Genomic DNA, 22,015 nt, shown 5'->3' with positions numbered 1-22,015 from the left:
ATGTTGACACTACACATGGCGTTGCGTTGCAAGTCGCAAAAAATCTTCTGCGGCATTGCCACGACCATGCGCTTCCACAGATATCGACACTGGCATAATCCCTCGAATCGAGGCCGGAGCAAGCACACATGTCGCGTCACCTTTTTCTACTCTTTTGCTTGGTCTTCCCTATGGCGCAGGCCACGGAGAAAACCAACGCAAACGATGCCCACGACCTGGCCTACAGCCTCGGCGCGAGCCTTGGCGAACGCTTGCGCCAAGACGTGCCCGACTTGCAGATACGGGCCTTGGTCGAAGGCCTGCAACAGGCCTACCTCGGTAAACCGCTGGCCCTGAAGGACGAGCGCATCGAACAGATCCTCGCCGAACATCAGGCGCAACTGACCGCGCAATCGGCATCACCCGAAACCCAAGTGGCGTTGAAGACCGAGCAGAAATTTCTCAACGATGAAAAAAGCCGGCCGGGCGTGCAACAACTGCCGGATGGGATCCTGCTGACCGAACTCAAGCCCGGCAACGGCAGCAAAGCCGGCCCTCACGGCAAGGTCCAGGTGCTGTATGTCGGTCGGTTGCCGGACGGCACCGTATTCGATTCCAACCATCAAGCGCAGTGGTTCAACCTCGATAGCGTGATCGACGGCTGGCGCAGCGCGCTGCCGCAGATGCCGGTGGGTGCGAAATGGCGGTTGGTGATTCCGTCGGCGCTGGCCTACGGTGCCGAAGGCGCAGGGGATGTGATTCCGCCTTTCACGCCACTGGTGTTTGAAATCGAATTGCTCGGCGCGACGACCTGAATCGGCATAGGGGTCGGCCTTTTCACAGGCCGCTCCCCTGCCACACCACCCGGCATGCGGGTCCGCACCGGGCGGTTCGAGAGATTGAGGTTATGAGAGTCGCACCAGACCCAGCCTGTCGAACCAGGCCACATCCAGCACTCGATTAAGCTCAAAGCGGCTGTTACGCCACCAACTACATGAGTTAGCCGCCACTTTCCGTGCGGTTTGAGCACTGGCCCCCAGAGCCCGCAGTTCGCGATAGATCGTCGGTCCACGCCTCCATTGCTTAAGCTGGATCGCTCGCAGTCGGTGTCGTATCCATTCGTCCAGCTCTCGCCAGACCTTCGGTGTTTGCGATAACCCAAAATAAGCTTTCCAGCCCAAGAGATAAGGACGTAAGTTTTCGACAACCTGCCCCATGCTGCGTCCCCCTGAGCGACGGGTGAGCACGCGTATTCGCTGCTTGAACTGCTTGCGCGCCTTGACCGACACCGTTCTCTTGACGCCTTTGGGTGACGCCCAAAAGGCATAGCCCAGAAACTTGCGACCAAATGCACTCGCCACCGCACTCTTGCTCTCGTTGACACTCAAGTGCAGTTTTTCATACAGACGCTTCAGCAGGACCATCACTCGCTGCCCAGTCTTCTTGCTGCGAACGTACACATTCGCATCATCGGCATAACGCACGAAACAATGGCCCCGACGTTCAAGCTCTCGATCCACTTCGTCCAGCAGCACATTCGCCAACAGCGGCGACAGCGGACCGCCTTGCGGCGCCCCGCAGCGGCTTTTCTCGACTACTCCATTGATCTGCGTTCCCGCATCCAGATACGCCCGAATCAGCCGGATAGCCGCCCGATCCGCAATCCGCTTGCATAAACGATCAATCAAAATGTCGTGGTCGACCCGGTCGAAGAACTTCTCCAAATCAACATCCACTACCACTTTGCGTCCCGAAGACACATGTCGCTGAGCCGCCAAAATGGCGTCCTGCGCACTGCGCCCCGGACGAAAACCGTAGCTGTGTTCACTGAAGGTTGGATCGAGCAGTGGCTGCAGGACTTGCAGCAATGCTTGTTGGATCAACCGGTCGGTGACCGTTGGAATGCCCAACTCGCGTTCGCCGCCGTCAGGCTTGGGGATGACCGCGCGTCGTACCGGACTGGGCCGGTAGACGCCTGAGAGAAGCTGTTCACAGATCACAGGCCATCGGGTCTGCAAAAGTTTCGCGGTCTGTTCAATGTCCAAACCGTCGACTCCTGCCGCCCCTTTGTTAGCCCTGACTCGTTTCCAGGCTCGTTTCAGGTTTGCTCTCGCAAAGGCCCGTTCCAGCAGCCCTTGCCCTGCGTTGTCGGTTTCATTTTGCGGGCAATTGACCTCGTCGCTGATGGGGCTTCTCACGGCTTCACCGCTCGCGTCCTCACATCCGCCCCGCGTTTGGCAGGCTTCTGACTTCCGGTTTCTCGCATCAACATGGCCTATAACGCTTTCTCTCGTTCGGCCCTTCGTCAAAAAAGACTACTACGGCCTCTGCTGACTTCTCGCTCCGGTTTTTTTCACCGTCGCCCTTTCAGGCACAAGGCGAGATCTCCCCAGGTAAGAACGCAATCCTTCCCCGCACAACCGCCGAATTTACGCTGCCGCCCTTTGACCACAAGAGCTTCGCGATTTGCAGCTCGCTCGCCCTGGTCAGCATCGCCTTATATCCAGTTCTTGTTCATCGGCTCGCGGTTTCGATTCACGCTTCCTCCCCACACTCGGTCGCCCTCATGCAGTTGCGCTTCACTTCGTTCGCTGTGGTCAGCTCACGGTGGGACTTTCACCCACAAGATTGCGCCCATGCTGGGCGCACAGCAAAAAAAAAACGGTGCGCAATGCGCACCGTTTTTCGTTTACCGCGAATCCCTCAAGCCTGGACCGCAGCCTCTTCCTTATGGGCGTTGTGCAACACTTCGATCAGGCAGTCTTCCAGCTCGAAACGCTCGTGGAGCAAGCCACCCAGCTCCTTGAATTTTTCCGCCACGCATTTGCCTTCGTCGCAGAGATCATTGAAGGCCAGCAATTTTTCGGTGATGACGTCGATGCGCGGATAAATCGTGTCGGCCAATTCCAGGCCGCGCTTGTCGTTGAAGGCCTTGGCCTCGCTCGTCAGTTGTTCGTATATCTCGAAATGACCGGCAGAGACATAGTCCACCAGCACGCCACAAAACTCCTGCAACGGCTTGCGGCTTTCACTCAACGCTTCGGGCTTGCCGCCAAGAGCATCATAGGCCCGAACCAGTTCGTGACGCTCCTGCAACCAGCGGTCGATCAGCAGATGCACCCCACCCCAGCGTTCCTGAGCATTCTGACAACTTTCGAGCATGGTGATTTCTTCCCTTCTGAGTCATGCCCCTCGCAGCCTGGAACACACCTGGATGACCAGGGACACGCCAGGCACAACATGATCGAGTGGCACAATTCCAATGATACGTGCGGGCCAGATTATGCCCGCACGACAACCGCTTCAAGGTACGCAGGAGATAAAGTTCATACAAGTGTTTAATCCAGCACCCTGACCAACTGCGACGTCTGGTCGCTGAAAGGGCGGACCAGGGCATCCCAGGCCAGGCGCAACAGTTGGTAGGCCATCGAAATGGCCAGGGCAAGAAAAAACAGCAGGCTCCACTCGGGCAGGCTCAGATCGAATAACGTCCAAGTGACACTTGTGCAGTCGATAGCGCCCTCGAGCACATGGCTCATCGCATGCCACCACGAATCCGCTCCCTTCAAGCGGGCAACGCAGTCAGGCAAATACTCAACCGAAGCGCCCTGCACCAAGACCTGACGCCACGCCAGCATCAAGCCTGCGGACGCGAATACCACCCCTGCGGTGGCGTAGACAACGCTGCCCTTTCGGCCCGGTCCGTGCACGCAGGCCCCAAGGCAATTCACCAGGAAGATCATCAGGCATAACCGCTGCAAAATGCACAAGCTGCACGGTGTCAGGCCGACCGCGTATTCGAGGTAACTGGCGATGCCCAGAGCCAAGGCTGCGGCAATGGAAGCCATGAGAAACAAGAAGCGTGAGCTGGCCAAAGACATGGCGGTTCCGTAGCAGAAGAGACAAGCTGTTACGGTAGAGGAAAGCCGTCGGGCCTTTCAAGGCAGGCCCGTGCGGACACTTCACCAAAGGTGTAGGGAATTCCCGACAGACACAACGAGACTTGGCGCAGTTAGCTGTAGGACTTTACCGAAGGCATCACAATACCGTCGCTACAGCGGCTAGATTGCTGCTTAAACGACCTGCGCCGGAACTGGCAGGGGTGCTGCAAGCAAACGCTCGTCCAACAACCCCAACCCCTCCTGGAAGAGCTGGTTGCTACGCTCCGCATCCCCCAGCTGCGCCAGCAACCGCGCAAGCTCGGCGCAAGCCTCGGGGTTGCGCTGGGCCCGCAAGCTGCTTTCCAGGTAATCCCGTGCCTTGCCCCATAAACTGTTTTGCAGACACAGGCGCCCCAACGTCAACAGCAGGCTTGGGTCCGTCGGATGCTCCTTGAGCCAGCCCTCTGCCGCCTGCAATTGACGGGTTGGATCCGCACCGCGAACCAAGCCGTACAAGCGTGCCAGGTGACTGTCGTACTGGCGCTTGAGGGCGGTGCGCAACACGTCTTCCGCTTCTACTTGGGCGCCCAGCTGCCGGAGCTGTTCGGCATAAGCCAACACCAGTGCCGGCTCCTGCCGTTGTGCGGAACTCAATTGTTGCCAGGCGCGGTTGAGGGACTGCAAGCCGACGCTGCCATCGGCTTCGCGGTGTGCCGCCAGGGTGAGGTTTTCGCCCCAGGCACGACGCTCCAGCTCGGCCAGTTCGGCGGCGGGCAGGACCTTGTCCTTGCGCAACCCAGGCAATAGCCTGATCACCGCCGACCAGTCACCCCGCTGTTGGTGCAAGCGCTGCAACTGGCGCAAGACCTGCACGTTATGCGGATGGCGTTCATGCATGGCTTGCAGCGTATCCAAGGCACCGTCGGTGTCGCCCCGGTCCGTCTGCAACTGAGCGTGCGTCAGCGCGATGGCCAGTTCCGCCTGGGGCTGACGCTCCAGGGCTCGCTCCAGCAAACTGTCGCTTTGCTCATAAAGACCTTGTTCGTTGGCCGCACGGGCGGCACCGAGGTAATACAACAAGGGTTGGCGCTCGGCTTCGGCCGCACGATGCAGGTGCCGCTGGGCACTGGCCCAGCGACCTTCAGCCAGGTCCAACTGGCCGTGTTCGATGGCGACTTGCACGCGACGACTGCGGTTGCGGCGCGACCACGGATTGACCACGCCAGTGGACGTGGTGACCAGCCCGATCAAGGCGCTCACACCTCGCCATGCCAGCCAGAGCACAGCCAGCAATGCGAGGGTGACCCAGAGACCGGCTTCGTAACGAAAGTTCTTGTACGCCACGAGCACGTAACCCGAATGCTCGGCAATCGCCACGCCCAGCACGGCGGCGACAGCGATGACCACGAACAGAATCACGTAGAGGCGTTTCATGGCGTGGTCTCCTCCCCGCCCGCCTTGGGCATCGGCTTGACGGAATCTTCGGCATTCACGTTGCGACGTTCGAGGTAGGCCTGGACCGCACTCAACGTCCCGGTCAGGTCCGGCGTGACCACGGTCACCGGCGACTTGCTCAGCTCGACGACGCGCTCGAGCATGATCCTGCTTTGCGGGTTGTCCTGGTTGAAGTTGTTCTTGAGCACATCCCGCGCCTCGGCCAACGCCTGGGTGTAGACCGGCGCCTGGCCGTTGAGCGCGGCCCATTGCGCCTGCTCCAGCGCCAGGCTCAAGGCCAGGCGCACCTGCATCAGGCTCTGCCCGGCCAGGAGTGGGCGAACGTTTTCATCGGCGTTGAAATCGATGCGGATGTAGCGGGAGATCTGATCCCACCACTGCGCCCAACGGCTGGCACCATCGCCATCGGCGGTCAGGCCCAACAGGGATTCACCGCGATCCTTGTACTCGGGCGCCACTTCTGAGAGCTGCAGTACCTGGTCACGCAAGGCACCCAACTGGAGAAACAGGCCGGTGCGATCCGGCTGTTCGGTGCTGCGCAGCGCGGCGAGAGTCTTGGCCAGTTGCTCGCGTGCGGCGAACGATCCCGGATCGTTTTGCTCGCGCAGGATTTCATCCGCGCCCTGCACCAATGCCTGGGCGCTGCTGATGTCTTGCAGAGCGGACAGGCGCAGGCTGGCCAGGCGCAACAGGTGTTCGGCTTCGGCCAGGCGCCAATCCTTGCGGCTGGCACCGAGCACGGTTTCCAGGCGCTGGTTCAAGCGCTGCTGATCGCCCTGCAACTGCGCGACCTGGCGGCGCCGCTCTTCCAGTTCTTCCGCCGGGGGCAACTGCTCCAAGCGCTCACTCAGGCGTTGCTCATTGAGCTTGAGGCTCTGGGCCTGGTCATTGAGCGTCTGGACCTGGGCGGACTGCTGCTGGGTGTTGGCTTGCAAGTGGCGCACTTGCCACACGCCCCAGCCACCCACCGCCACGCCGGCGGCCCCCAACAACAGCGCGACAATCGCCAGTCCGTTTCCGCGACGCGGCGCTATCGGCGCCTTGGCGTCGAGCGGAGCATCGAGCGCTGGCTGATCTTGATCTTTTGGCAAGGCTGTTTCGCTCACGTGTCCATCCTTTGCATTAGAAAACGGCACGGATTGTTCCCGTAACGCCGCCAGCAAAGCCGCGGCACTGGCGCCACGGCAATCCACAACTGTCCGAGCCCCGGCGGCACGCGCCATCTCGGCGACCCTGGGGCTTGGCACGAACAACGGTAGCCGCGCCAGGGCGGGCCACGCTTCACCGGCCAAGCGGTGCAGATGCTCGAAGCTCTGCCCACTGCTGACCACCAGGGCGTTCAAGCGTTCCGCTTCGACCTTCGCCGGCAAAGCGTCCTGGCCATATTGCGGCAGGCCGCGCCGGTACAGCTCCAGGTAATCGACACTAGCACCTTGCTCGCGCAAACGCTCTGCCAGCAAACCGCGCCCGCCTTCACCGCGCACGATCAAGACGCGTGGGTCAGGTCGGTCGATAGCCTGGCGCAACGCCGCAAGCTCAAGCAAGGCCTCGCTGTCGTCGCCATTATCGGGATAAGACACGCCAAGGCCGGCGTCGGCAAGAATCTGGCCGGTCGCGGCCCCCACGCTGAACCATGGTTGGTCCGGGGGTTGCGGCCAATATTGGCGCAGCAGTTCCACGCACAACCGTGCAGCGGGTTTGCTGACCACGATCACGGCACAATATTGATCCAAGGCCTGGAGGGTCGCCTGCCCGGCCACTGAAAGGGGGATCGGCTCGATATCCAGCAACGGCAGGCTGCTGCTGTAGACACCGGCATCCGCCAGGACAGCCGCCAGCGCGCGCGACTCGTCCGAGGGACGGGTAAGCAGCAGGCGCCAACCTGTCACGCGGGGCCTGCCTCGCCGTAGACTTTTTTGAGGATGTCGTCAGCGCCTTGGCTCAGCAGGTCTTCGGCGACCCGCACACCCAGCGCCTCGGCATCGCGCCGCGGCGCCCGGGCTTCAGCGCTGAGCAGCGTGCCGCCGTTCGGATCGCCGACCAGGCCACGCAACCAGACTTGCTCGCCTTCGAGCACGGCATAGCAGGCAATCGGCACCTGGCACCCGCCATTCAGATGTTTGTTGAGGGCACGTTCGGCGAACACCCGGATGGCGGTGTCTTCGTGGTGCAGTGGCGCCAGCAGGGCATGGATTGCGTCGTCGGCGCTGCGGCACTCGATCCCTACCGCCCCCTGCCCGCCAGCCGGCAAGCTGTCATCGACACTGATGGCCGAGGCGATGCGGTCTTCGAACCCCAAGCGGATCAAACCAGCGGCGGCGAGGATGATCGCGTCGTACTCGCCGGCATCGAGCTTCGCCAGGCGGGTGTTGACGTTGCCGCGCAGGAAACGGATCTGAAGATCGGGACGACGGGTCAGCAGCTGTGCCTGGCGACGCAGGCTGGAAGTGCCGACCACACTCCCGGCGGGCAGCGCATCAAGGCTGACATAGGAATTGGAGACGAACGCATCGCGCGGGTCTTCCCGTTCGCAGATACAGAAAAGACCCAGGCCCAGGGGGAAATCCATGGGTACGTCCTTCATCGAATGCACGGCGATATCGGCTTCGTTGTCCAGCAAGGCCGTTTCCAGCTCCTTGACGAACAAGCCCTTGCCCCCGATCTTCGACAGTGGCGAATCCAGCAGCTTGTCCCCGCGGCTGACCATCGGCACCAGCGTCACGATCAAACCGGGATGGGCCGCTTCGAGGCGGGCTTTGACGTATTCGGCCTGCCAGAGGGCCAAGGCGCTTTTACGGGTGGCGATGCGGATCTCGCGAGGGGACATGGATCAATCCGTACTTAAAAGATACGGCAGATAATAACAGCTCAGCCAAATCCGCTTTGATTTGAATCACGACGCCGGGGCCTCCCTGGCCGCCAATCCTGGAAACAGAACCCATCGAGGCGTCGTGCTAAAGCTGCTGCATCATCTTGCGCACACCCGCGACATGCCGGCGGCTGACAATCAGCGCATCGCCGTTAAGCCCCTTGAGGTACAACTGGAAATGCCCATGGGGTGTGCGCTGCAACCGCTCGATGCGTTCGCGCGCCACCAACGCGTTGCGGTGAATGCGCACGAACCGTTCGCCGAACTCGTCCTCGAGGGCCTTGAGTGGCTCGTCCAGCAGCACTTCGCCGCTTTCGTGGCGCAACGTCACGTATTTATGATCCGCAATGAAATAGACCACTTGGTTCAACGGGATGAGTTCGATCCCCTTGCGCGTCCGCGCACTGATATGGCTGCGAGGACCGCTGCCACTTTCGGCGGCCGGACGGGTAAGCGCCGCCAGTTGCGTGCGGTTCGGCCGCTCTGCCTTGCGCAGTGCCTCCTCCAGAGCCTCGACGGAAACAGGCTTGATCAGGTAGCCCACGGCACCAGCCTGCAACACTTCGGGGGGAAAGTCGTCCCGAGTGGTGCAGAACACCACCGCGGGCGGGGACTCGCGCTCGCACAGCTTCGCCGCGACCTGCAAGCCGTCCAGGCCAGGCATGCGAATGTCGAGCAGCACGATATCCGGCTTGTGGCTGTCAATAAGGGCCAATGCCTCTTCGCCATTGGTGGCGCTCGGCTCCAGGACACTGTAACCCTCGAGTTCACCGAGCAATCGGCTCAGGCGCTCGCGGGCCAGTGGTTCGTCGTCAACGATCAGGACATTCATATTGCGCTGGATTCCTGCGTGAGTCTCGCACAAGGATAGCGTAGACAGGGGAAGTGACATCCGTCACCGCGATCCACGCTAAGACTCGTCCGAGGGCCAAAAAGTGCCGCGAGGCGGTTGCCTATCTTTACCAGCGCTTGCCGACCGATGCTCGAGGCCTGTTGTCGCACAGCGTCGCCACAGGGTTTGTTAACACTCGATTTGACCAATATGCACACCCCCTTACTTGGTGCATCCGATGCGTCCAGGTGAAAAAGCAAAGCCTTACCGTCCACTGTAGACGGTTGCCGCGACGATATTGCTCAATCGAAAAATATCGTTGTGCGAAAAACCCTTTGGATCCGTTGGCGTTCGCTGCGAAAAACCTCGCGACCACTGCCAGCGCCAGCCCCGGCAACCCTGCTATCATCCGCCACAGCCTTCAACCGCTACTTTTTTCCAGCCGATCACGAGCGAATTCATGAGCACTGACAAGACCAATCAGTCCTGGGGCGGCCGCTTCAGTGAACCCGTCGACGCCTTCGTCGCCCGCTTCACCGCCTCCGTCAACTTCGACCAGCGCCTGTATCGCCACGACATCATGGGCTCCATCGCCCACGCCACCATGCTGGCCAAGGTCGGCGTGCTGACCGATGCCGAGCGCGACAGCATCATTGATGGCCTGAAGACCATCCAGGGCGAGATCGAGGCCGGCCAGTTCGACTGGCGTGTCGATCTGGAAGACGTGCACATGAACATCGAGGCGCGCCTGACCGACCGCATTGGCGTGACCGGCAAGAAGCTGCACACCGGCCGCAGCCGCAACGACCAGGTCGCCACCGACATCCGCCTGTGGCTGCGCGATGAAATCGACCTGATCCTGGCCGAGATCACCCGCCTGCAAAAAGGCCTGCTGGAACAAGCCGAGCGCGAGGCCGAGAGCATCATGCCCGGCTTCACGCACCTGCAAACCGCGCAACCTGTAACGTTTGGGCATCACATGCTGGCCTGGTTCGAGATGCTCAGCCGCGACTACGAGCGCCTGGTCGATTGCCGCAAGCGCACCAACCGCATGCCCCTGGGCAGCGCCGCGCTGGCCGGCACCACCTACCCGATCGACCGTGAGTACACCGCGCAACTGCTGGGCTTCGATGCCGTGGGCGGGAACTCGCTGGATAACGTCTCGGACCGCGATTTCGCCATCGAATTCTGCGCTGCCGCGAGCATTGCCATGATGCACCTGTCGCGCTTCTCCGAAGAGCTGGTGCTGTGGACCAGTGCGCAATTCCAATTCATCGATTTGCCGGATCGCTTCTGCACCGGCAGCTCGATCATGCCGCAAAAGAAAAACCCTGACGTACCGGAATTGGTACGAGGCAAGAGCGGCCGGGTATTCGGCGCGCTGATGGGCCTGTTGACCCTGATGAAAGGCCAGCCGCTGGCCTACAACAAGGACAACCAGGAAGACAAGGAACCGCTGTTCGACGCGGCCGACACCTTGCGCGATTCGCTGCGGGCTTTCGCCGACATGATCCCGGCCATCAGGCCCAAGCATGCGGTCATGCGCGAAGCGGCCCTGCGCGGTTTCTCCACCGCCACCGACCTGGCGGACTACCTGGTGCGCCGTGGCCTGCCATTTCGCGACTGCCATGAAATCGTTGGCCATGCCGTGAAGTACGGCGTCGACACCGGCAAGGACCTGGCGGAAATGAGCCTGGACGAACTGCGCCAGTTCAGCGACCAGATCGAGCAGGACGTGTTTGCCGTGCTGACCCTCGAAGGCTCGGTCAATGCCCGCGACCACATCGGCGGCACCGCGCCGGCGCAGGTCAAGGCAGCCGTGGTGCGTGGCCAGGCGCTGCTTGCCAGCCGCTAACAGCTCAAAGCCAAAAGCATCGCGAGCAAGCTCGCTCCCACAGTAGATCTTCGGTAGACGCATAATTGCGAACATTGGAGATCCAACTGTGGGAGCGAGCTTGCTCGCGATAGCGCCCTTCAGAGCAGCAAACGTATCACTTCTTGGCAGCGATCCTAGCCAGGAACGCCGGCATCTCTGCCTCCCTGTCCGCCGCTATCCGCTGCACGTGCGGGTTCTGTCCCATCAGCTCCATCAAGGCCTTCGCCTTTGGCATATCGGCCAGCAGGTCGATATCGAAGACTTTCTTGCCCACCTGCAAGACCAGCGACAGGCTGTAGTAGAAGTACAAGTCGGCAACGCTCAGGGTTTCCCCCGCCACGTACGGCGAGAATTTTCCGTGCCGGCCGAGGGAAGCGAACCCCAGCAGCAATTCACCCTTGGCCTTCTCCTTGACCGCATCCGGCACCGGCATGCCGAAAAAAGCCTCGGCGTAGCAGGCACGTCCAGGCAGCTCGATGTACAGCTCGATCTCACGGCACAAGGCCAATACCTGGGCGCGCTCGAACGGATCGGCGGGCAACAAGGCCTTGCCTGGCTGGGTTTGCTCGAGGTATTCGAGGATCACGCTGGTTTCGTTGATAAATCCCTGCTCGGTCTTCAGCACCGGCACTTTGCCGCGAGGGCTGATGGCCAGCGCTTCGGGAGTCTGGGCCCCCACGAACGGGACCTCTTCAAAGTGCAGCCCCTTCTCCAGCAGCGCCAGCTTGACCATGTTGTAATAATTGCTGACACAAAAACCATAAAGCTTAAGCATTCCATAGCCTCCAGGCCGTACGGGGTTGGCAGCCTTGGGTTATAGCCCGCCGACGCATTTCGCGCCAGGCGCATCACACCGGTGAATGCAGGTAAACTGGCGCCCTTTCCCCAAGGAGCCTGCCATGAGCGAGCCGACTGACATCGACAATGACGAAGAAGAATTCGTCGAGAACACGCTGATCCAGGCCATCGAGAACCAGATCGAAAGCGACAACCCGCCAGCGGCCAAGGCCACGTTCAACAAGCTGACCCTGGTGGGTTATGAACGCGAAGAAATCCTTAACCTGATGGCCCACGTGCTGGCGGTGGAAATCGACGCGATCCTGGAAGAAGACCGCCCGTTCGATACCGAGTGGTACGAAGCCGCGTTGCGCGCGCTCCCCGAGTTGCCGCCGGAAAAGAACTGAACCGACAGGCGCGGCGGCCCTGTGGCGAGGGAGCTTGCTCCCGCTGGACTCTGTAGGAGCTGGCGAAGGCTCGGGCCGCGTTCGGACGATCTTTTTGCTTTTGATCTTTCGCGTGGAACTCAAGTGTCTTGGGAAAGATCGCAGCCTCGCTTCGCTCGGCAGCTCCTACGGCCGAGCGGGAGCAAGCTCCCTCGCCACGCAGAAGCGCTCCAAACGAAAAAGCATGACACTGACACTGGACAGCTCGGCCAAGTGCGCTCACCTTAGTGACGCTGTCGTCCAAATTCCTAGAAAGTCTGGAGTCCTTATGTCGCTTACCCCTGAGCTGGTTGCCGAACTGGAAATCCTTGCACTCTTCAACCTGGACAGTTCCCAGGAAGGCCTGAAAATTCATCAGACCGCTGCCCCCAAAGCTATCGCCGCTGCCCAACGGCTGTTTGAAAAAGACTTGATAGACCAACCCGATGGCGGCTACCTGACCAGCCTGGGGCGTGATGCCGCGCAAAATGTGCAAACTGTCCTGACAATACTCCGCGCCGAAGAAACCGCCTGATCTCTCCCCGCCCACGGAAATCCCCTTCATCGGGATTTCCGCAGGCGTACAGGCTTCTTGCGTAAAAATCCTGATTTCCAAATCATTTCCAGCTCAAGAATTCCAAGAGACGGGCGCTAACCTGCCATCACCTGTGTTGTTCCCCACGTTCGACGCCGCGAGCCGGTTTGAGCTGACATGACCCGCAATCACGAAATACGCCCCGATCTGGACGAGGGAATCGACCGCAAGGTCCTGAGCCAGTTGCGCGCGCGTTTTCTCAAGCTCAACTCCGTACGCATGGAGCGTGCCCTGGAAGGTCTGTCGACCCGCCAGCAAGGCGTGTTGACGCTGCTTCCACTGTTTTTTCATGTCAATCATCCGCTGCTGCCCGGCTACGTCTCGGGGAGCACGCCCGCCGGATTATCGAATTACGAACCCGACGCCAACGTCCTCGCCGAAGCCCAACGCCTGACCCGGTCGTTTTCCTACAAGCCGCGCCATGGCAGCAACCCACCACGGCCGATCCTTGGCCTGTTCCTGATGGGCAGCCTTGGCACCCTGGCCCAGGCCGACCAGAGCGATATGGACGTGTGGGTGTGCCACGGGCCGGACCTGAGCGACGATGAGCTGGCCGAGCTGCGCAAGAAATGCCAGTTGCTGGAAATCTGGGCTGCGACCCAGGGCGCCGAAGCGCACTTTTTCCTCATCGACCCGGCGCGATTCGTCCGGGGCGAACGGGACAATCAGCTCAGTTCCGATGACTGCGGCACCACACAACACTATCTGCTGCTGGACGAGTTCTACCGCACCGCGATCTGGCTGGCCGGGCGTACGCCGATCTGGTGGCTGGTGCCGGTCTACGAAGAAGAAAACTATGAGCAATACACCCATACGCTGATATCCAAGCGTTTCATTCGTGCAGACGAAACCCTGGACTTGGGACACCTGGCCTACATCCCGCCGGGAGAATTCATCGGCGCCGGGCTCTGGCAGTTGTTCAAGGGCATCGAGTCGCCCTACAAGTCCGTGCTCAAGCTCCTGCTCACCGAGGTCTATGCCAGCGAACACCCAACGGTGCGCTGCCTGAGCCTGCGCTTCAAGCAGGCCGTATTTGCCAACCGCCTGGACCTGGACGAACTGGACCCGTACATGGTGGTTTATCGCCGGATCGAGGAATACCTCAACGTCCGTGGCGAACCCGAGCGCCTTGAGCTGATCCGGCGTGCGCTGTACCTCAAGGTCAATCGCAAGCTCACTGGCCCGGTTCGCAGCAGCGGCTGGCAGCGCAACCTGCTGGAACGCCTGGCCCGTGAGTGGGGCTGGGATCAACGCCAACTCGCCCTGCTGGACAGCCGCAGCCAATGGAAGGTGCGCCAGGTCAGCAATGAGCGACGCGCATTGGTCGGCGAGCTGACCTACAGCTATCGCTTCCTGACCCAGTTCGCCCGCACCGAAAAAACCGTCAGCCTGATCAACAAGCGCGACCTGAATGTCCTGGGCCGGCGACTCTACGCCGCGTTCGAGCGCAAGGCCGACAAGGTCGAATTCATCAATCCAGGCATCGCCCCGGACCTGGCCGAAGATACCCTGACACTGGTCCAGTCACCGAACAAGAAAGAACCGGGACAGAACCAGTGGGGCTTGTACAACGGCAGCCTGAACGCTCTGGAATGGGAAAACTTCGCCCCCATCAAGCGCAGCCGCGAATTGCTTGAATTGCTCACCTGGTGCCATCGCAACGGCGTGATCGACAGCAGCACGCGCCTGGCGCTGCACCCCGGCGAAAGCGACCTGAGCGAGTTTGAACTGTTCAACCTGCTGGGCAGCCTGCAACAGGCCATCGCCCTGCCCCTGGCCACAGTCGACGAAGAGCAGTTGCTGCATGCCAGCGTCCCCAGTGAAGTGCTGATCCTGGTGAACGTCGGCGTCGACCCGCTCAAGCACCATCGCGACCTGAACATCCTGATGACCACCGAGCGCACCGATTCCCTGAGCTATGCCGGGGTGCGGGAGAACCTGGTGCTGACCCTCGACCAGGTCACGCTCAATAGCTGGAATGAAGTGCTGGTCACCCGCTTCGACGGCGAGCATGCGTTGCTCGACTGTTTGCGCGATTACCTCAACGATCTGCCGGCGACACGGCACCAGCCACGCTTGCAGGTCCGCTGTTTCTGCCACAACCGCGCGCAGTTCATCGCGCGACGGGTCGAGGAAGTTATCGAGACGGCCCAAACGTTGCTGCTGAGCAGACTCAACTATCGCTACCTGCTTCAGGTCCAGCAGCACTACCACGTGCTGGAATTGGTGCCGGGCCAGGTCAACCACGTGGCGCTCGGCAGCCTGTCGGCGCTGATGGATTATCTGGGCGAAGAATTGACGGCCTATAGCCCGCTGCACTTGGACGCGATGGCGCTGGAAGATCACGACGTAGCGCTGATCCTGCCCATGGGCCAGCCCGAGTGCATCCAGGTGTTCTACCGGGTTTATGAAGAAGAAGCCGAGCTGTACGTGCTCGACGAGTTCAATGCGTTGTGGCAGCAACGTTTGCCATTCCACGATGAACAAAGCCTGCTGGTGCCGCTGCAGCGATTCCTGCAATCGGTGCTTTACCGCCGCGATGCCTTGTTGCCGATGGACGGGGCGCAGCCCCTGCCCTTGGAAATCCTCTATTACCAACTCTTGCCTTCTGGCAGCGGACGGGCCCGGCGTGTCGAATCACGGCAATCGCCGCAAACGCCGGTCAACAAGTCGTTCTATGACGTACAGGCGATCATCGGCAAAGCCGCGCACGGCCAGGTGCACGTCACCCTCTATTGCGATCAGCGCGAATTTTCGGAGCTGGAACATGGCGACCAATTGTTCCGCGTGGTCGCCAGGGAAATTGTCGGCCAGCGCCGCGAGGCCGAGCGCTATCGCTGCTACATCACCGACCTGGACCTCTCGGGCCTGGTGGGTGACAGCGCTTGCTCAAGCAATTTGTTCCTGCGCTACAAGGCGGACCTGGAACGCGCGCTGAACGAGGCGCTGAACCAGGTCTGAGACGGGGTCAGAACGCGCAGTCGCCGCCATTGACCGGCTGCGACTCGACTTCCAGCAAGGTCAGTTTCAGCGTCTTGCCGCCTGGGGCCGGCCAGTCGATGTGCTGCCCGACCTTCAAGCCCAGCAAGGCGCTGCCCACCGGCGCGAGGATCGAAATCCTGCCCTCATCCGCATTGGCGTCCTGTGGATACACCAACGTCAGGTGATAATCCTTGCCGCTGCTTTCCTCGCGGCAGTGCACCCGCGAATTCATGGTCACGACATCGGCAGGCACTTCATCGTGTCCCACCAGGGTTTCGGCGCGATCCAGTTCGGTTTGCAAGGCGACCACGCCTGGCAGCGTTTCATCCAGGCTGTCGATCAAGCGCTCCAGACGCTGTACGTCCAGGCGAGTCAGGGTGATGGAAGGTGCGGTCATGGTCCAGGCAGACTCCTTTCTTCTGCGCGAAAAAAGCAAAACCCCGCCACATAAAGACGGGGTTTTCACGCGCCTCGATGAGATGAGGCGTTGCTGGACACTACCAGTAGGAGCTGACGAGTGCAACGAGGCCGCGATCTTGCCCGTAGGAGCTGACGAGCGCAGCGAGGCTGCGATCTTGCCCGTAGGAGCTGACGAGTGCAACGAGGCTGCGATCTTGCCCGTAGGAGCTGACGAGCGCAGCGAGGCTGCGATCTTTATCCGGGCAGCTGAATCTAAAACGAAAGCCCAAGATCAAAAGATCGCAGCCTGCGGCAGCTCCTACGGGGATCGGCGCTTGAGCGCCTCGGCACAAATCACCCGCCGACGCTCATCGTCGGCCGAGCGCCACTCGCGAATATCCTCCACATGCCGGAAACAGCCGAGGCAGACCTTGTGCTCATCGAGCTTGCACACGCTGGTGCACGGCGACGGCACGGCCGGGCTGACGTTGCTGTAGAGCGGCTTGGGCGGCCGCGCCGGGACGGTCTGGCTCACGCGGTCACAGCCCTTCGAAATCGAATTCCACACCGGCTTGCTGCTTGACGATGCGTTCAAGCATCTCGCCCAATTGCTCTTCACTCTTGTCGCACATCCAGCGCTCGCTTTCCTCGTCGTAGTCGAAGTGGAAGCCGCCGGACACCGCCGCCAGCCACAACTGTCGCAACGGCTCCTGGCGGCTGAAAATCAGCTGGGTACCGTTTTCGAACTTGACGGTCAGCACGCCGGCGGACATTTCAAGGTCGATGTCCAGGTCGCTTTCTTCGAAGATATCCTCCAGCGTTTGCTGGGTCGCATCGACCAGATCGTGGAAACGGGCTTCGGACAAACTCATTGCGGCAACCTCAAAAATGTCTGATCGGGCTCAAGCGCCGCAAGATACGGACGCGCCCGGCTGAATGCAAAGGATAACGACCAAGGGCCCGTGGGTGCTGAACATTGTTCACCAAATGGGCGCCGCTGGAGCCCAAGGCCCGCCGGACGGGCGCCCCGTTGCATAGGCAAGCTGTCGGGTGGCCGGTATACTCCGGCGCAATTAACGCATTTTCAAGGATTTCGCCATGAAGCGCCTGATCTCTTCCCTTGCTGCGCTCGTCGCGGTTGCCTGCCTTGTGACAGCCTGTGGTCAAAAAGGTCCGCTGTACCTGCCTGATGACAGCAAGTCCCCTGAAGAGCAGGCCAAGTCGTCGCAATCCAAATCCCACACGCACGACACCCAGACCACCTACTAAGGGAACGCCATGGACGCTTTTAACTACCGTGGCGGGGAGCTGTTCGCGGAAGGGGTCGCCCTGTCTGCGATCGCCGAACGTTTCGGCACGCCGACCTACGTCTATTCCCGTGCCCACATCGAAGCCCAGTACCGGACGTTCGCCGATGCCCTCGACGGCATGCCGCACCTGGTGTGCTTCGCTGTAAAAGCCAACTCGAACCTGGGCGTGCTCAACGTCCTGGCACGCCTGGGCGCCGGCTTCGACATCGTGTCCGGTGGCGAGCTGGAGCGTGTGCTGGCCGCTGGCGGCAGCGCTGACAAGATCGTGTTCTCCGGCGTCGGCAAGACCCGCGAAGACATGCGTCGCGCCCTGGAAGTCGGCGTGCACTGCTTCAACATCGAATCCACCGATGAGCTGGAACGCCTGCAAGTCGTCGCCGCCGAGCTGGGCGTTCGCGCGCCGGTTTCCCTGCGCGTGAACCCGGACGTCGACGCCGGCACCCATCCGTACATTTCCACCGGCCTGAAGGAAAACAAGTTCGGCATCGCCATTGCCGACGCCGAGGACGTGTACGTGCGCGCCGCCCAACTGCCAAACCTGGAAGTGCTGGGCGTCGATTGCCACATCGGCTCGCAACTGACCACCCTCGAACCCTTCATCGATGCCCTCGACCGCCTGCTGGCACTGGTCGATCGCCTCGGCGACTGCGGCATCTACCTGCGTCATATCGACCTGGGGGGTGGTGTCGGCGTGCGCTATCGCGATGAAGAGCCGCCGTTGGTGGCCGACTACATCAAGACCGTGCGCGAACGCCTCGACGGCCGCGACCTGGCGTTGATGTTCGAGCCGGGCCGCTACATCGTCGCCAACGCCGGCGTGCTGCTGACCCAGGTCGAGTACCTCAAGCACACCGAACACAAGGATTTCGCCATCGTCGATGCGGCCATGAACGACCTGATCCGTCCGGCGCTGTACCAGGCCTGGATGGACGTCACCGCCGTGCGCCCACGTGACAGCGAAGCCCGCAGCTACGACATCGTCGGACCGATCTGCGAAACCGGCGACTTTCTCGCCAAGGGTCGTGAGCTGGCGCTGGAAGAAGGCGATCTGCTGGCCGTGCATTCGGCGGGCGCCTACGGGTTTGTCATGAGCTCCAACTACAACACCCGTGGCCGCTGCGCCGAGGTGCTGGTGGACGGTGATCAGGCATTCGAAGTACGCCGCCGCGAGACGGTAGCCGAGCTGTTTGCCGGCGAAAGCCTGCTGCCGGAGTAATACCATGCTGCTGCGTTTTACCAAGATGCACGGCCTGGGCAATGACTTCATGGTCCTCGACCTGGTCAGCCAGCACGCGCACATTCTGCCCAAGCACGCCAAGCAATGGGGTGATCGGCACACCGGTATCGGTTTCGACCAGTTGCTGATCGTCGAGGCGCCCAACAACCCGGACGTGGATTTCCGCTACCGGATCTTCAACGCCGACGGTTCTGAAGTGGAACAGTGCGGCAACGGCGCGCGCTGCTTTGCCCGGTTCGTGCTGGACAAGCGCCTGACCGCCAAGCGGCAGATTCGCGTCGAGACCAAGAGCGGCATCATCGAACTCGATGTGCGCAGCGACGGCCAGATCGGCGTCAACATGGGTGCTCCACGCCTGGTACCGGCGGACATTCCGTTCCAGGCGCCGGCCCAGGCCCTGAACTACACCGTTGATGTCGACGGCACGCCAGTGGAACTGGCAGCGGTGTCCATGGGCAATCCCCATGCGGTGCTGCGCGTGGACGACATCAACAGCGCCCCCGTGCATGCGCTGGGGCCGAAGATCGAAAACCATCCGCGCTTTCCGGCACGGGTAAACGTGGGTTTCCTGCAGGTCATCGACCGCCACCGCGCCCAACTGCGCGTCTGGGAACGCGGCGCCGGGGAAACCCAGGCCTGCGGCACCGGCGCCTGTGCCGCGGCCGTCGCTGCGATCAGCCAGGGGTGGATGGATTCGCCCCTGTTGATCGACCTGCCCGGCGGGCGCCTGTCCATCGAGTGGGCAGGCCCTGGCGAACCGGTCATGATGACCGGCCCGGCAGTACGCGTATACGAAGGACAAGTTCGTCTTTGAGTGAGCCAAACCCATGACCGACAAGCCAAAGGTTCCAGCCCAACAGCCCGACGAAACCCCGAGTCCTTCAGACGCTGCGGCCGTGGCCGCGTACCTGGAGGCGCATCCGGACTTCTTCGTCGAGCATGAAGACCTGCTTGCCACGATGCGGATCCCCCACCGGCGCGGCGATACCGTGTCGCTGGTCGAGCACCAGATGAAGATCCTGCGTGAGCGCAACATCGAAATGCGCCATCGCCTCTCCCACCTGATGGACGTCGCCCGGGACAACGATCGGCTCTTCGACAAGACCCGGCGGCTGATTCTTGCACTGATGGATGCCAGCACCCTGGAAGACGTGGTGATGAGCGTCGAGGACAGCCTGCGCCAGGATTTCCAGGTGCCCTTCGTCAGCCTGATCCTGTTTGGCGACAACGCCATGCCGGTGGGCCGCTGGGTCACCCACGCCGACGCGCAGACAGCCATCGGCGGCCTGCTCACGGAGAACAAAAGCGTCAGCGGCAGCCTGCGCGAGCACGAGCTGGACTTCCTGTTCGGTGAGGAGCAACGCAAGCAGATCGGTTCCACCGCTGTCGTGGCCATCGCTCACCAGGGCGTCCACGGCGTCTTGGCCATCGCCAGCCGCGATCCGCAGCACTACAAGAGTTCGGTGGGCACGCTGTTCCTGAGCTACATCGCCGAAGTCACCGGTCGGGTGCTGCCACGGGTCGCCGGTTCGCTGCGCTCGGTACGCTGATGATGGAACGGCAGCTGGACGCTTACTGCGAACACCTGCGCAGTGAGCGCCAGGTGTCGCCTCACACCTTGTCGGCCTACCGCCGTGACCTGGAAAAAGTGCTCGGCTGGTGCCAGAAGCAGGACATCGACACCTGGTCGAGCCTCGACATCCAGCGCCTGCGCAGCCTCGTCGCCCGCCTGCACCAGCAGGGGCAATCCTCCCGCAGCCTGGCGCGACTGTTGTCGGCGGTGCGGGGCCTGTACCACTACCTGAACCGCGAAGGCCTGTGCGATCACGACCCGGCCACTGGCCTGGCACCGCCCAAAGGCGAACGCCGCCTGCCAAAGACCCTCGACACCGACCGCGCCCTGCAATTGCTGGACGGCGCCGTCGAGGATGACTTCATGGCGCGACGGGACCAGGCAATCCTCGAACTCTTCTATTCCTCCGGCTTGCGGCTTTCCGAGCTGACGGGGCTGAACCTGGACCAACTGGACTTGGCCGACGGCATGGTCCAGGTGCTCGGCAAGGGCAGCAAGACCCGCCTGCTACCCATCGGCCGCAAAGCCCGCGAAGCCTTGGAATTGTGGTTGCCGCTGCGAGCACTGGCCAATCCGGTCGATGACGCGGTGTTCATCAGCCAGCAGGGCCGACGCCTGGGCCCGCGGACCATCCAGCTGCGGGTCAAGGCCGCCGGCGAACGTGAGCTGGGGCAGAACCTGCACCCGCACATGCTCAGGCATTCCTTCGCCAGCCATCTGCTGGAATCCTCCCAGGACCTGCGCGCCGTCCAGGAGCTGCTCGGCCACTCGGACATCAAGACCACCCAGATCTACACCCACCTGGATTTCCAGCACCTGGCGACGGTCTATGACAGTGCCCACCCCAGGGCCAAACGCATCAAGGGCGACGAATCATGACCATCGAGCTCATCACTTTCGACCTGGACGACACGCTGTGGGACACCGCGCCGGTGATCGCCAGCGCCGAAGCCGTCCTACGCCAATGGCTGACCGACAACGCGCCCGACCTGGGCGATTTCCCGGTGGAGCGCCTGTGGGCGATCCGCGCGCAAGTGCTCAGCGAAGAACCCAACCTCAAGCACCGCATCAGTGCACTGCGCCGGCGCGTGCTGTTCCGGGCGCTGCAAGACGCCGGTTATGACCAGTGGCGAGCCTCGGAGTTGGCAGACCAGGGATTCGAGGCATTCCTGCATGCCCGGCATCAACTGGAAGTCTTTCCCGACGTCGAGCCGACCCTGGAAATCCTTGCCAATCAGTTCGCCCTTGGCGTCGTCACCAACGGCAATGCCGATGTGCGTCGCCTCGGGCTGGCCGACTACTTCAAGTTTGCCTTGTGCGCCGAAGACATCGGCATCGCCAAGCCTGACGCCCGGCTGTTCCACGAAGCCTTGCAGCGCGGTGGTGCAACGGCGCAGACCGCCGTGCATATCGGCGATCACCCGGGCGACGACATCGCCGGCGCCCAACAGGCCGGCCTGCGCGCGGTGTGGTTCAACCCGACGGGCAAGACCTGGGACGCCGATCACGCCCCCGACGCAGAGATCCGCAGCCTGACCGAACTGCCGGGGTTGTTGGCCGCGTGGCATAGCCAGCACTGAGCCCACTCCATCCCCAGGCCAATCCATGGCGAGGAGCTTGCTCCCGCTCGGCCGGTCCGACGCTTCGGGCGCAGCAGCCGCTAACCGGACCACACGATCCGCCTGCAGAAACGCCAGGGGCCCGCTTCGCAGGCCAGCGGGAGCAAGCTCCCTCGCCACGGGTTTCCGGGTTATGCCCTGGGCTTTTATCCGACCCATGAAAAAGCCCGCAGCGACGGCGGGCTTTTTCAGCAAGCAAGGGCAGA

22 protein-coding genes and 2 pseudogenes are annotated in these 22,015 nt (G+C 61.8%); 11 read left to right on the top strand and 13 right to left on the bottom strand.

The annotated features are described in order from the left end of the window. Nucleotides 1–128 precede the first annotated feature (128 nt). A complete protein-coding gene (locus tag M8Q45_RS25995) occupies nucleotides 129–794 on the top strand; it encodes an FKBP-type peptidyl-prolyl cis-trans isomerase (RefSeq protein ID WP_249876939.1) in 666 nt (221 codons plus the stop codon). A gap of 90 nt (nucleotides 795–884) precedes the next feature. Here the strand turns inward: M8Q45_RS25995 and ltrA are convergent, their stop codons facing one another. The 9 genes and pseudogenes from ltrA to M8Q45_RS25950 form a co-directional block, all read right to left on the bottom strand. After that, nucleotides 885–2,177, bottom strand: a complete 1,293-nt coding sequence (gene ltrA / locus M8Q45_RS25990; protein ID WP_249873426.1) for a group II intron reverse transcriptase/maturase — start codon at nucleotides 2,175–2,177, stop codon at nucleotides 885–887. A gap of 505 nt (nucleotides 2,178–2,682) precedes the next feature. Next, nucleotides 2,683–3,141 carry a sigma D regulator gene (gene rsd, locus M8Q45_RS25985; RefSeq protein WP_181288066.1) on the bottom strand — a complete coding sequence of 153 codons (459 nt, stop codon included), beginning with the start codon at nucleotides 3,139–3,141 and terminating at the stop codon, nucleotides 2,683–2,685. A gap of 176 nt (nucleotides 3,142–3,317) precedes the next feature. After that, the gene (locus M8Q45_RS25980) at nucleotides 3,318–3,860 is read right to left on the bottom strand and encodes a disulfide bond formation protein B (RefSeq protein ID WP_249876938.1); all 543 of its coding nucleotides are present in this window, start codon (nucleotides 3,858–3,860) and stop codon (nucleotides 3,318–3,320) included. A gap of 192 nt (nucleotides 3,861–4,052) precedes the next feature. Next, nucleotides 4,053–5,294: a heme biosynthesis protein HemY gene (locus M8Q45_RS25975; RefSeq protein ID WP_249876937.1), complete on the bottom strand. Its 1,242-nt coding sequence runs from the start codon at nucleotides 5,292–5,294 to the stop codon at nucleotides 4,053–4,055. Continuing rightward, nucleotides 5,291–6,421: a uroporphyrinogen-III C-methyltransferase gene (locus M8Q45_RS25970; protein ID WP_249877395.1), complete on the bottom strand. Its 1,131-nt coding sequence runs from the start codon at nucleotides 6,419–6,421 to the stop codon at nucleotides 5,291–5,293. The genes M8Q45_RS25975 and M8Q45_RS25970 overlap by 4 nt, the downstream gene beginning before the upstream one ends. 36 nt (nucleotides 6,422–6,457) lie before the next feature. Continuing rightward, nucleotides 6,458–7,204, bottom strand: a pseudogene (locus tag M8Q45_RS25965) (uroporphyrinogen-III synthase); the annotation flags it as partial. After that, nucleotides 7,201–8,142, bottom strand: a complete 942-nt coding sequence (hemC, locus tag M8Q45_RS25960) for a hydroxymethylbilane synthase (protein ID WP_249876936.1) — start codon at nucleotides 8,140–8,142, stop codon at nucleotides 7,201–7,203. The gene hemC and the pseudogene M8Q45_RS25965, both read right to left, overlap by 4 nt. A gap of 127 nt (nucleotides 8,143–8,269) precedes the next feature. Then, nucleotides 8,270–9,016 (bottom strand): LytR/AlgR family response regulator transcription factor, encoded by a 747-nt coding sequence (locus M8Q45_RS25955; RefSeq protein WP_030138167.1) that lies wholly within the window; start codon nucleotides 9,014–9,016, stop codon nucleotides 8,270–8,272. Continuing rightward, nucleotides 9,013–9,162 (bottom strand): annotated as a pseudogene (locus M8Q45_RS25950) (sensor histidine kinase); the annotation flags it as partial. The pseudogene M8Q45_RS25950 and the gene M8Q45_RS25955, both read right to left, overlap by 4 nt. A 314-nt stretch (nucleotides 9,163–9,476) precedes the next feature. Between M8Q45_RS25950 and argH the strand changes: the two are divergent. Next, nucleotides 9,477–10,871, top strand: coding sequence for an argininosuccinate lyase (argH, locus tag M8Q45_RS25945; RefSeq protein WP_249876935.1), 1,395 nt, complete (start codon nucleotides 9,477–9,479; stop codon nucleotides 10,869–10,871). A gap of 136 nt (nucleotides 10,872–11,007) precedes the next feature. On the opposite strand, the gene M8Q45_RS25940 is transcribed toward argH, so the two are convergent. Further along, a complete protein-coding gene (locus M8Q45_RS25940; RefSeq protein WP_249876934.1) occupies nucleotides 11,008–11,667 on the bottom strand; it encodes a glutathione S-transferase family protein in 660 nt (219 codons plus the stop codon). 124 nt (nucleotides 11,668–11,791) lie between these two features. On the opposite strand from M8Q45_RS25940, the gene M8Q45_RS25935 reads away from it, so the two are divergent. From M8Q45_RS25935 to M8Q45_RS25925, 3 genes are all read left to right on the top strand, one after another. Continuing rightward, nucleotides 11,792–12,076 (top strand): hypothetical protein, encoded by a 285-nt coding sequence (locus M8Q45_RS25935; RefSeq protein ID WP_217860612.1) that lies wholly within the window; start codon nucleotides 11,792–11,794, stop codon nucleotides 12,074–12,076. 307 nt (nucleotides 12,077–12,383) lie between these two features. Continuing rightward, nucleotides 12,384–12,629 carry a TIGR02647 family protein gene (locus M8Q45_RS25930; protein ID WP_030138169.1) on the top strand — a complete coding sequence of 82 codons (246 nt, stop codon included), beginning with the start codon at nucleotides 12,384–12,386 and terminating at the stop codon, nucleotides 12,627–12,629. A 177-nt stretch (nucleotides 12,630–12,806) separates the two neighbouring features. Then, on the top strand, nucleotides 12,807–15,650 hold the full coding sequence (locus M8Q45_RS25925; protein WP_249876933.1) for a class I adenylate cyclase: 2,844 nt from the start codon (nucleotides 12,807–12,809) through the stop codon (nucleotides 15,648–15,650). A gap of 7 nt (nucleotides 15,651–15,657) precedes the next feature. Here M8Q45_RS25925 and rnk read toward each other — a convergent pair whose 3' ends face one another. From rnk to cyaY, 3 genes are all read right to left on the bottom strand, one after another. Further along, entirely contained in the window at nucleotides 15,658–16,068 is a 411-nt protein-coding gene (gene rnk / locus M8Q45_RS25920; RefSeq protein ID WP_030138171.1) for a nucleoside diphosphate kinase regulator, read from the bottom strand. 321 nt (nucleotides 16,069–16,389) lie between these two features. Further along, the gene (locus M8Q45_RS25915) at nucleotides 16,390–16,605 is read right to left on the bottom strand and encodes a DUF1289 domain-containing protein (RefSeq protein ID WP_249876932.1); all 216 of its coding nucleotides are present in this window, start codon (nucleotides 16,603–16,605) and stop codon (nucleotides 16,390–16,392) included. A gap of 4 nt (nucleotides 16,606–16,609) precedes the next feature. Beyond that, nucleotides 16,610–16,942 carry an iron donor protein CyaY gene (cyaY, locus tag M8Q45_RS25910; protein WP_217860615.1) on the bottom strand — a complete coding sequence of 111 codons (333 nt, stop codon included), beginning with the start codon at nucleotides 16,940–16,942 and terminating at the stop codon, nucleotides 16,610–16,612. Nucleotides 16,943–17,168: 226 nt separating this feature from the next. On the opposite strand from cyaY, the gene lptM reads away from it, so the two are divergent. Genes lptM through M8Q45_RS25880 form a run of 6 tightly spaced genes read left to right on the top strand, consistent with a single transcriptional unit; the run spans nucleotide 17,169 to nucleotide 21,770 of the window. Then, the gene (lptM, locus tag M8Q45_RS25905) at nucleotides 17,169–17,339 is read left to right on the top strand and encodes an LPS translocon maturation chaperone LptM (RefSeq protein WP_249876931.1); all 171 of its coding nucleotides are present in this window, start codon (nucleotides 17,169–17,171) and stop codon (nucleotides 17,337–17,339) included. A gap of 9 nt (nucleotides 17,340–17,348) precedes the next feature. Next, the gene (gene lysA, locus M8Q45_RS25900) at nucleotides 17,349–18,596 is read left to right on the top strand and encodes a diaminopimelate decarboxylase (RefSeq protein WP_030138175.1); all 1,248 of its coding nucleotides are present in this window, start codon (nucleotides 17,349–17,351) and stop codon (nucleotides 18,594–18,596) included. 4 nt (nucleotides 18,597–18,600) lie between these two features. Further along, nucleotides 18,601–19,431 carry a diaminopimelate epimerase gene (gene dapF, locus M8Q45_RS25895; protein WP_030138176.1) on the top strand — a complete coding sequence of 277 codons (831 nt, stop codon included), beginning with the start codon at nucleotides 18,601–18,603 and terminating at the stop codon, nucleotides 19,429–19,431. Nucleotides 19,432–19,444: 13 nt separating this feature from the next. Continuing rightward, nucleotides 19,445–20,167, top strand: a complete 723-nt coding sequence (locus M8Q45_RS25890) for a DUF484 family protein (RefSeq protein WP_249876930.1) — start codon at nucleotides 19,445–19,447, stop codon at nucleotides 20,165–20,167. A gap of 2 nt (nucleotides 20,168–20,169) precedes the next feature. Continuing rightward, nucleotides 20,170–21,069, top strand: a complete 900-nt coding sequence (gene xerC / locus M8Q45_RS25885) for a tyrosine recombinase XerC (protein ID WP_249877394.1) — start codon at nucleotides 20,170–20,172, stop codon at nucleotides 21,067–21,069. Next, a complete protein-coding gene (locus M8Q45_RS25880) occupies nucleotides 21,066–21,770 on the top strand; it encodes an HAD family hydrolase (RefSeq protein ID WP_249876929.1) in 705 nt (234 codons plus the stop codon). The genes xerC and M8Q45_RS25880 overlap by 4 nt, the downstream gene beginning before the upstream one ends. Nucleotides 21,771–22,015: the final 245 nt, after the last annotated feature.

Source organism: Pseudomonas sp. T1.Ur, assembly GCF_023516725.1.
Taxonomy (GTDB): domain Bacteria; phylum Pseudomonadota; class Gammaproteobacteria; order Pseudomonadales; family Pseudomonadaceae; genus Aquipseudomonas; species Aquipseudomonas alvandae.
This window is presented reverse-complemented; position numbering and strand designations above follow the sequence as displayed.

Bases quoted from the DNA above. Each gene is read 5' to 3' on its own strand.
- M8Q45_RS25975 (WP_249876937.1), bottom strand. From the start codon at position 5,294: ATGAAACGCCTCTACGTGATTCTGTTCGTGGTCATCGCTGTCGCCGCC.
- rnk (WP_030138171.1), bottom strand. From the start codon at position 16,068: ATGACCGCACCTTCCATCACCCTGACTCGCCTGGACGTACAGCGTCTG.
- argH (WP_249876935.1), top strand. From the start codon at position 9,477: ATGAGCACTGACAAGACCAATCAGTCCTGGGGCGGCCGCTTCAGTGAA.
- M8Q45_RS25935 (WP_217860612.1), top strand. From the start codon at position 11,792: ATGAGCGAGCCGACTGACATCGACAATGACGAAGAAGAATTCGTCGAG.
- M8Q45_RS25930 (WP_030138169.1), top strand. From the start codon at position 12,384: ATGTCGCTTACCCCTGAGCTGGTTGCCGAACTGGAAATCCTTGCACTC.
- M8Q45_RS25890 (WP_249876930.1), top strand. From the start codon at position 19,445: ATGACCGACAAGCCAAAGGTTCCAGCCCAACAGCCCGACGAAACCCCG.
- M8Q45_RS25955 (WP_030138167.1), bottom strand. From the start codon at position 9,016: ATGAATGTCCTGATCGTTGACGACGAACCACTGGCCCGCGAGCGCCTG.
- M8Q45_RS25940 (WP_249876934.1), bottom strand. From the start codon at position 11,667: ATGCTTAAGCTTTATGGTTTTTGTGTCAGCAATTATTACAACATGGTC.
- cyaY (WP_217860615.1), bottom strand. From the start codon at position 16,942: ATGAGTTTGTCCGAAGCCCGTTTCCACGATCTGGTCGATGCGACCCAG.
- dapF (WP_030138176.1), top strand. From the start codon at position 18,601: ATGCTGCTGCGTTTTACCAAGATGCACGGCCTGGGCAATGACTTCATG.
- lysA (WP_030138175.1), top strand. From the start codon at position 17,349: ATGGACGCTTTTAACTACCGTGGCGGGGAGCTGTTCGCGGAAGGGGTC.
- M8Q45_RS25880 (WP_249876929.1), top strand. From the start codon at position 21,066: ATGACCATCGAGCTCATCACTTTCGACCTGGACGACACGCTGTGGGAC.
- xerC (WP_249877394.1), top strand. From the start codon at position 20,170: ATGGAACGGCAGCTGGACGCTTACTGCGAACACCTGCGCAGTGAGCGC.
- lptM (WP_249876931.1), top strand. From the start codon at position 17,169: ATGAAGCGCCTGATCTCTTCCCTTGCTGCGCTCGTCGCGGTTGCCTGC.
- rsd (WP_181288066.1), bottom strand. From the start codon at position 3,141: ATGCTCGAAAGTTGTCAGAATGCTCAGGAACGCTGGGGTGGGGTGCAT.
- hemC (WP_249876936.1), bottom strand. From the start codon at position 8,142: ATGTCCCCTCGCGAGATCCGCATCGCCACCCGTAAAAGCGCCTTGGCC.
- M8Q45_RS25980 (WP_249876938.1), bottom strand. From the start codon at position 3,860: ATGTCTTTGGCCAGCTCACGCTTCTTGTTTCTCATGGCTTCCATTGCC.
- M8Q45_RS25995 (WP_249876939.1), top strand. From the start codon at position 129: ATGTCGCGTCACCTTTTTCTACTCTTTTGCTTGGTCTTCCCTATGGCG.
- M8Q45_RS25925 (WP_249876933.1), top strand. From the start codon at position 12,807: ATGACCCGCAATCACGAAATACGCCCCGATCTGGACGAGGGAATCGAC.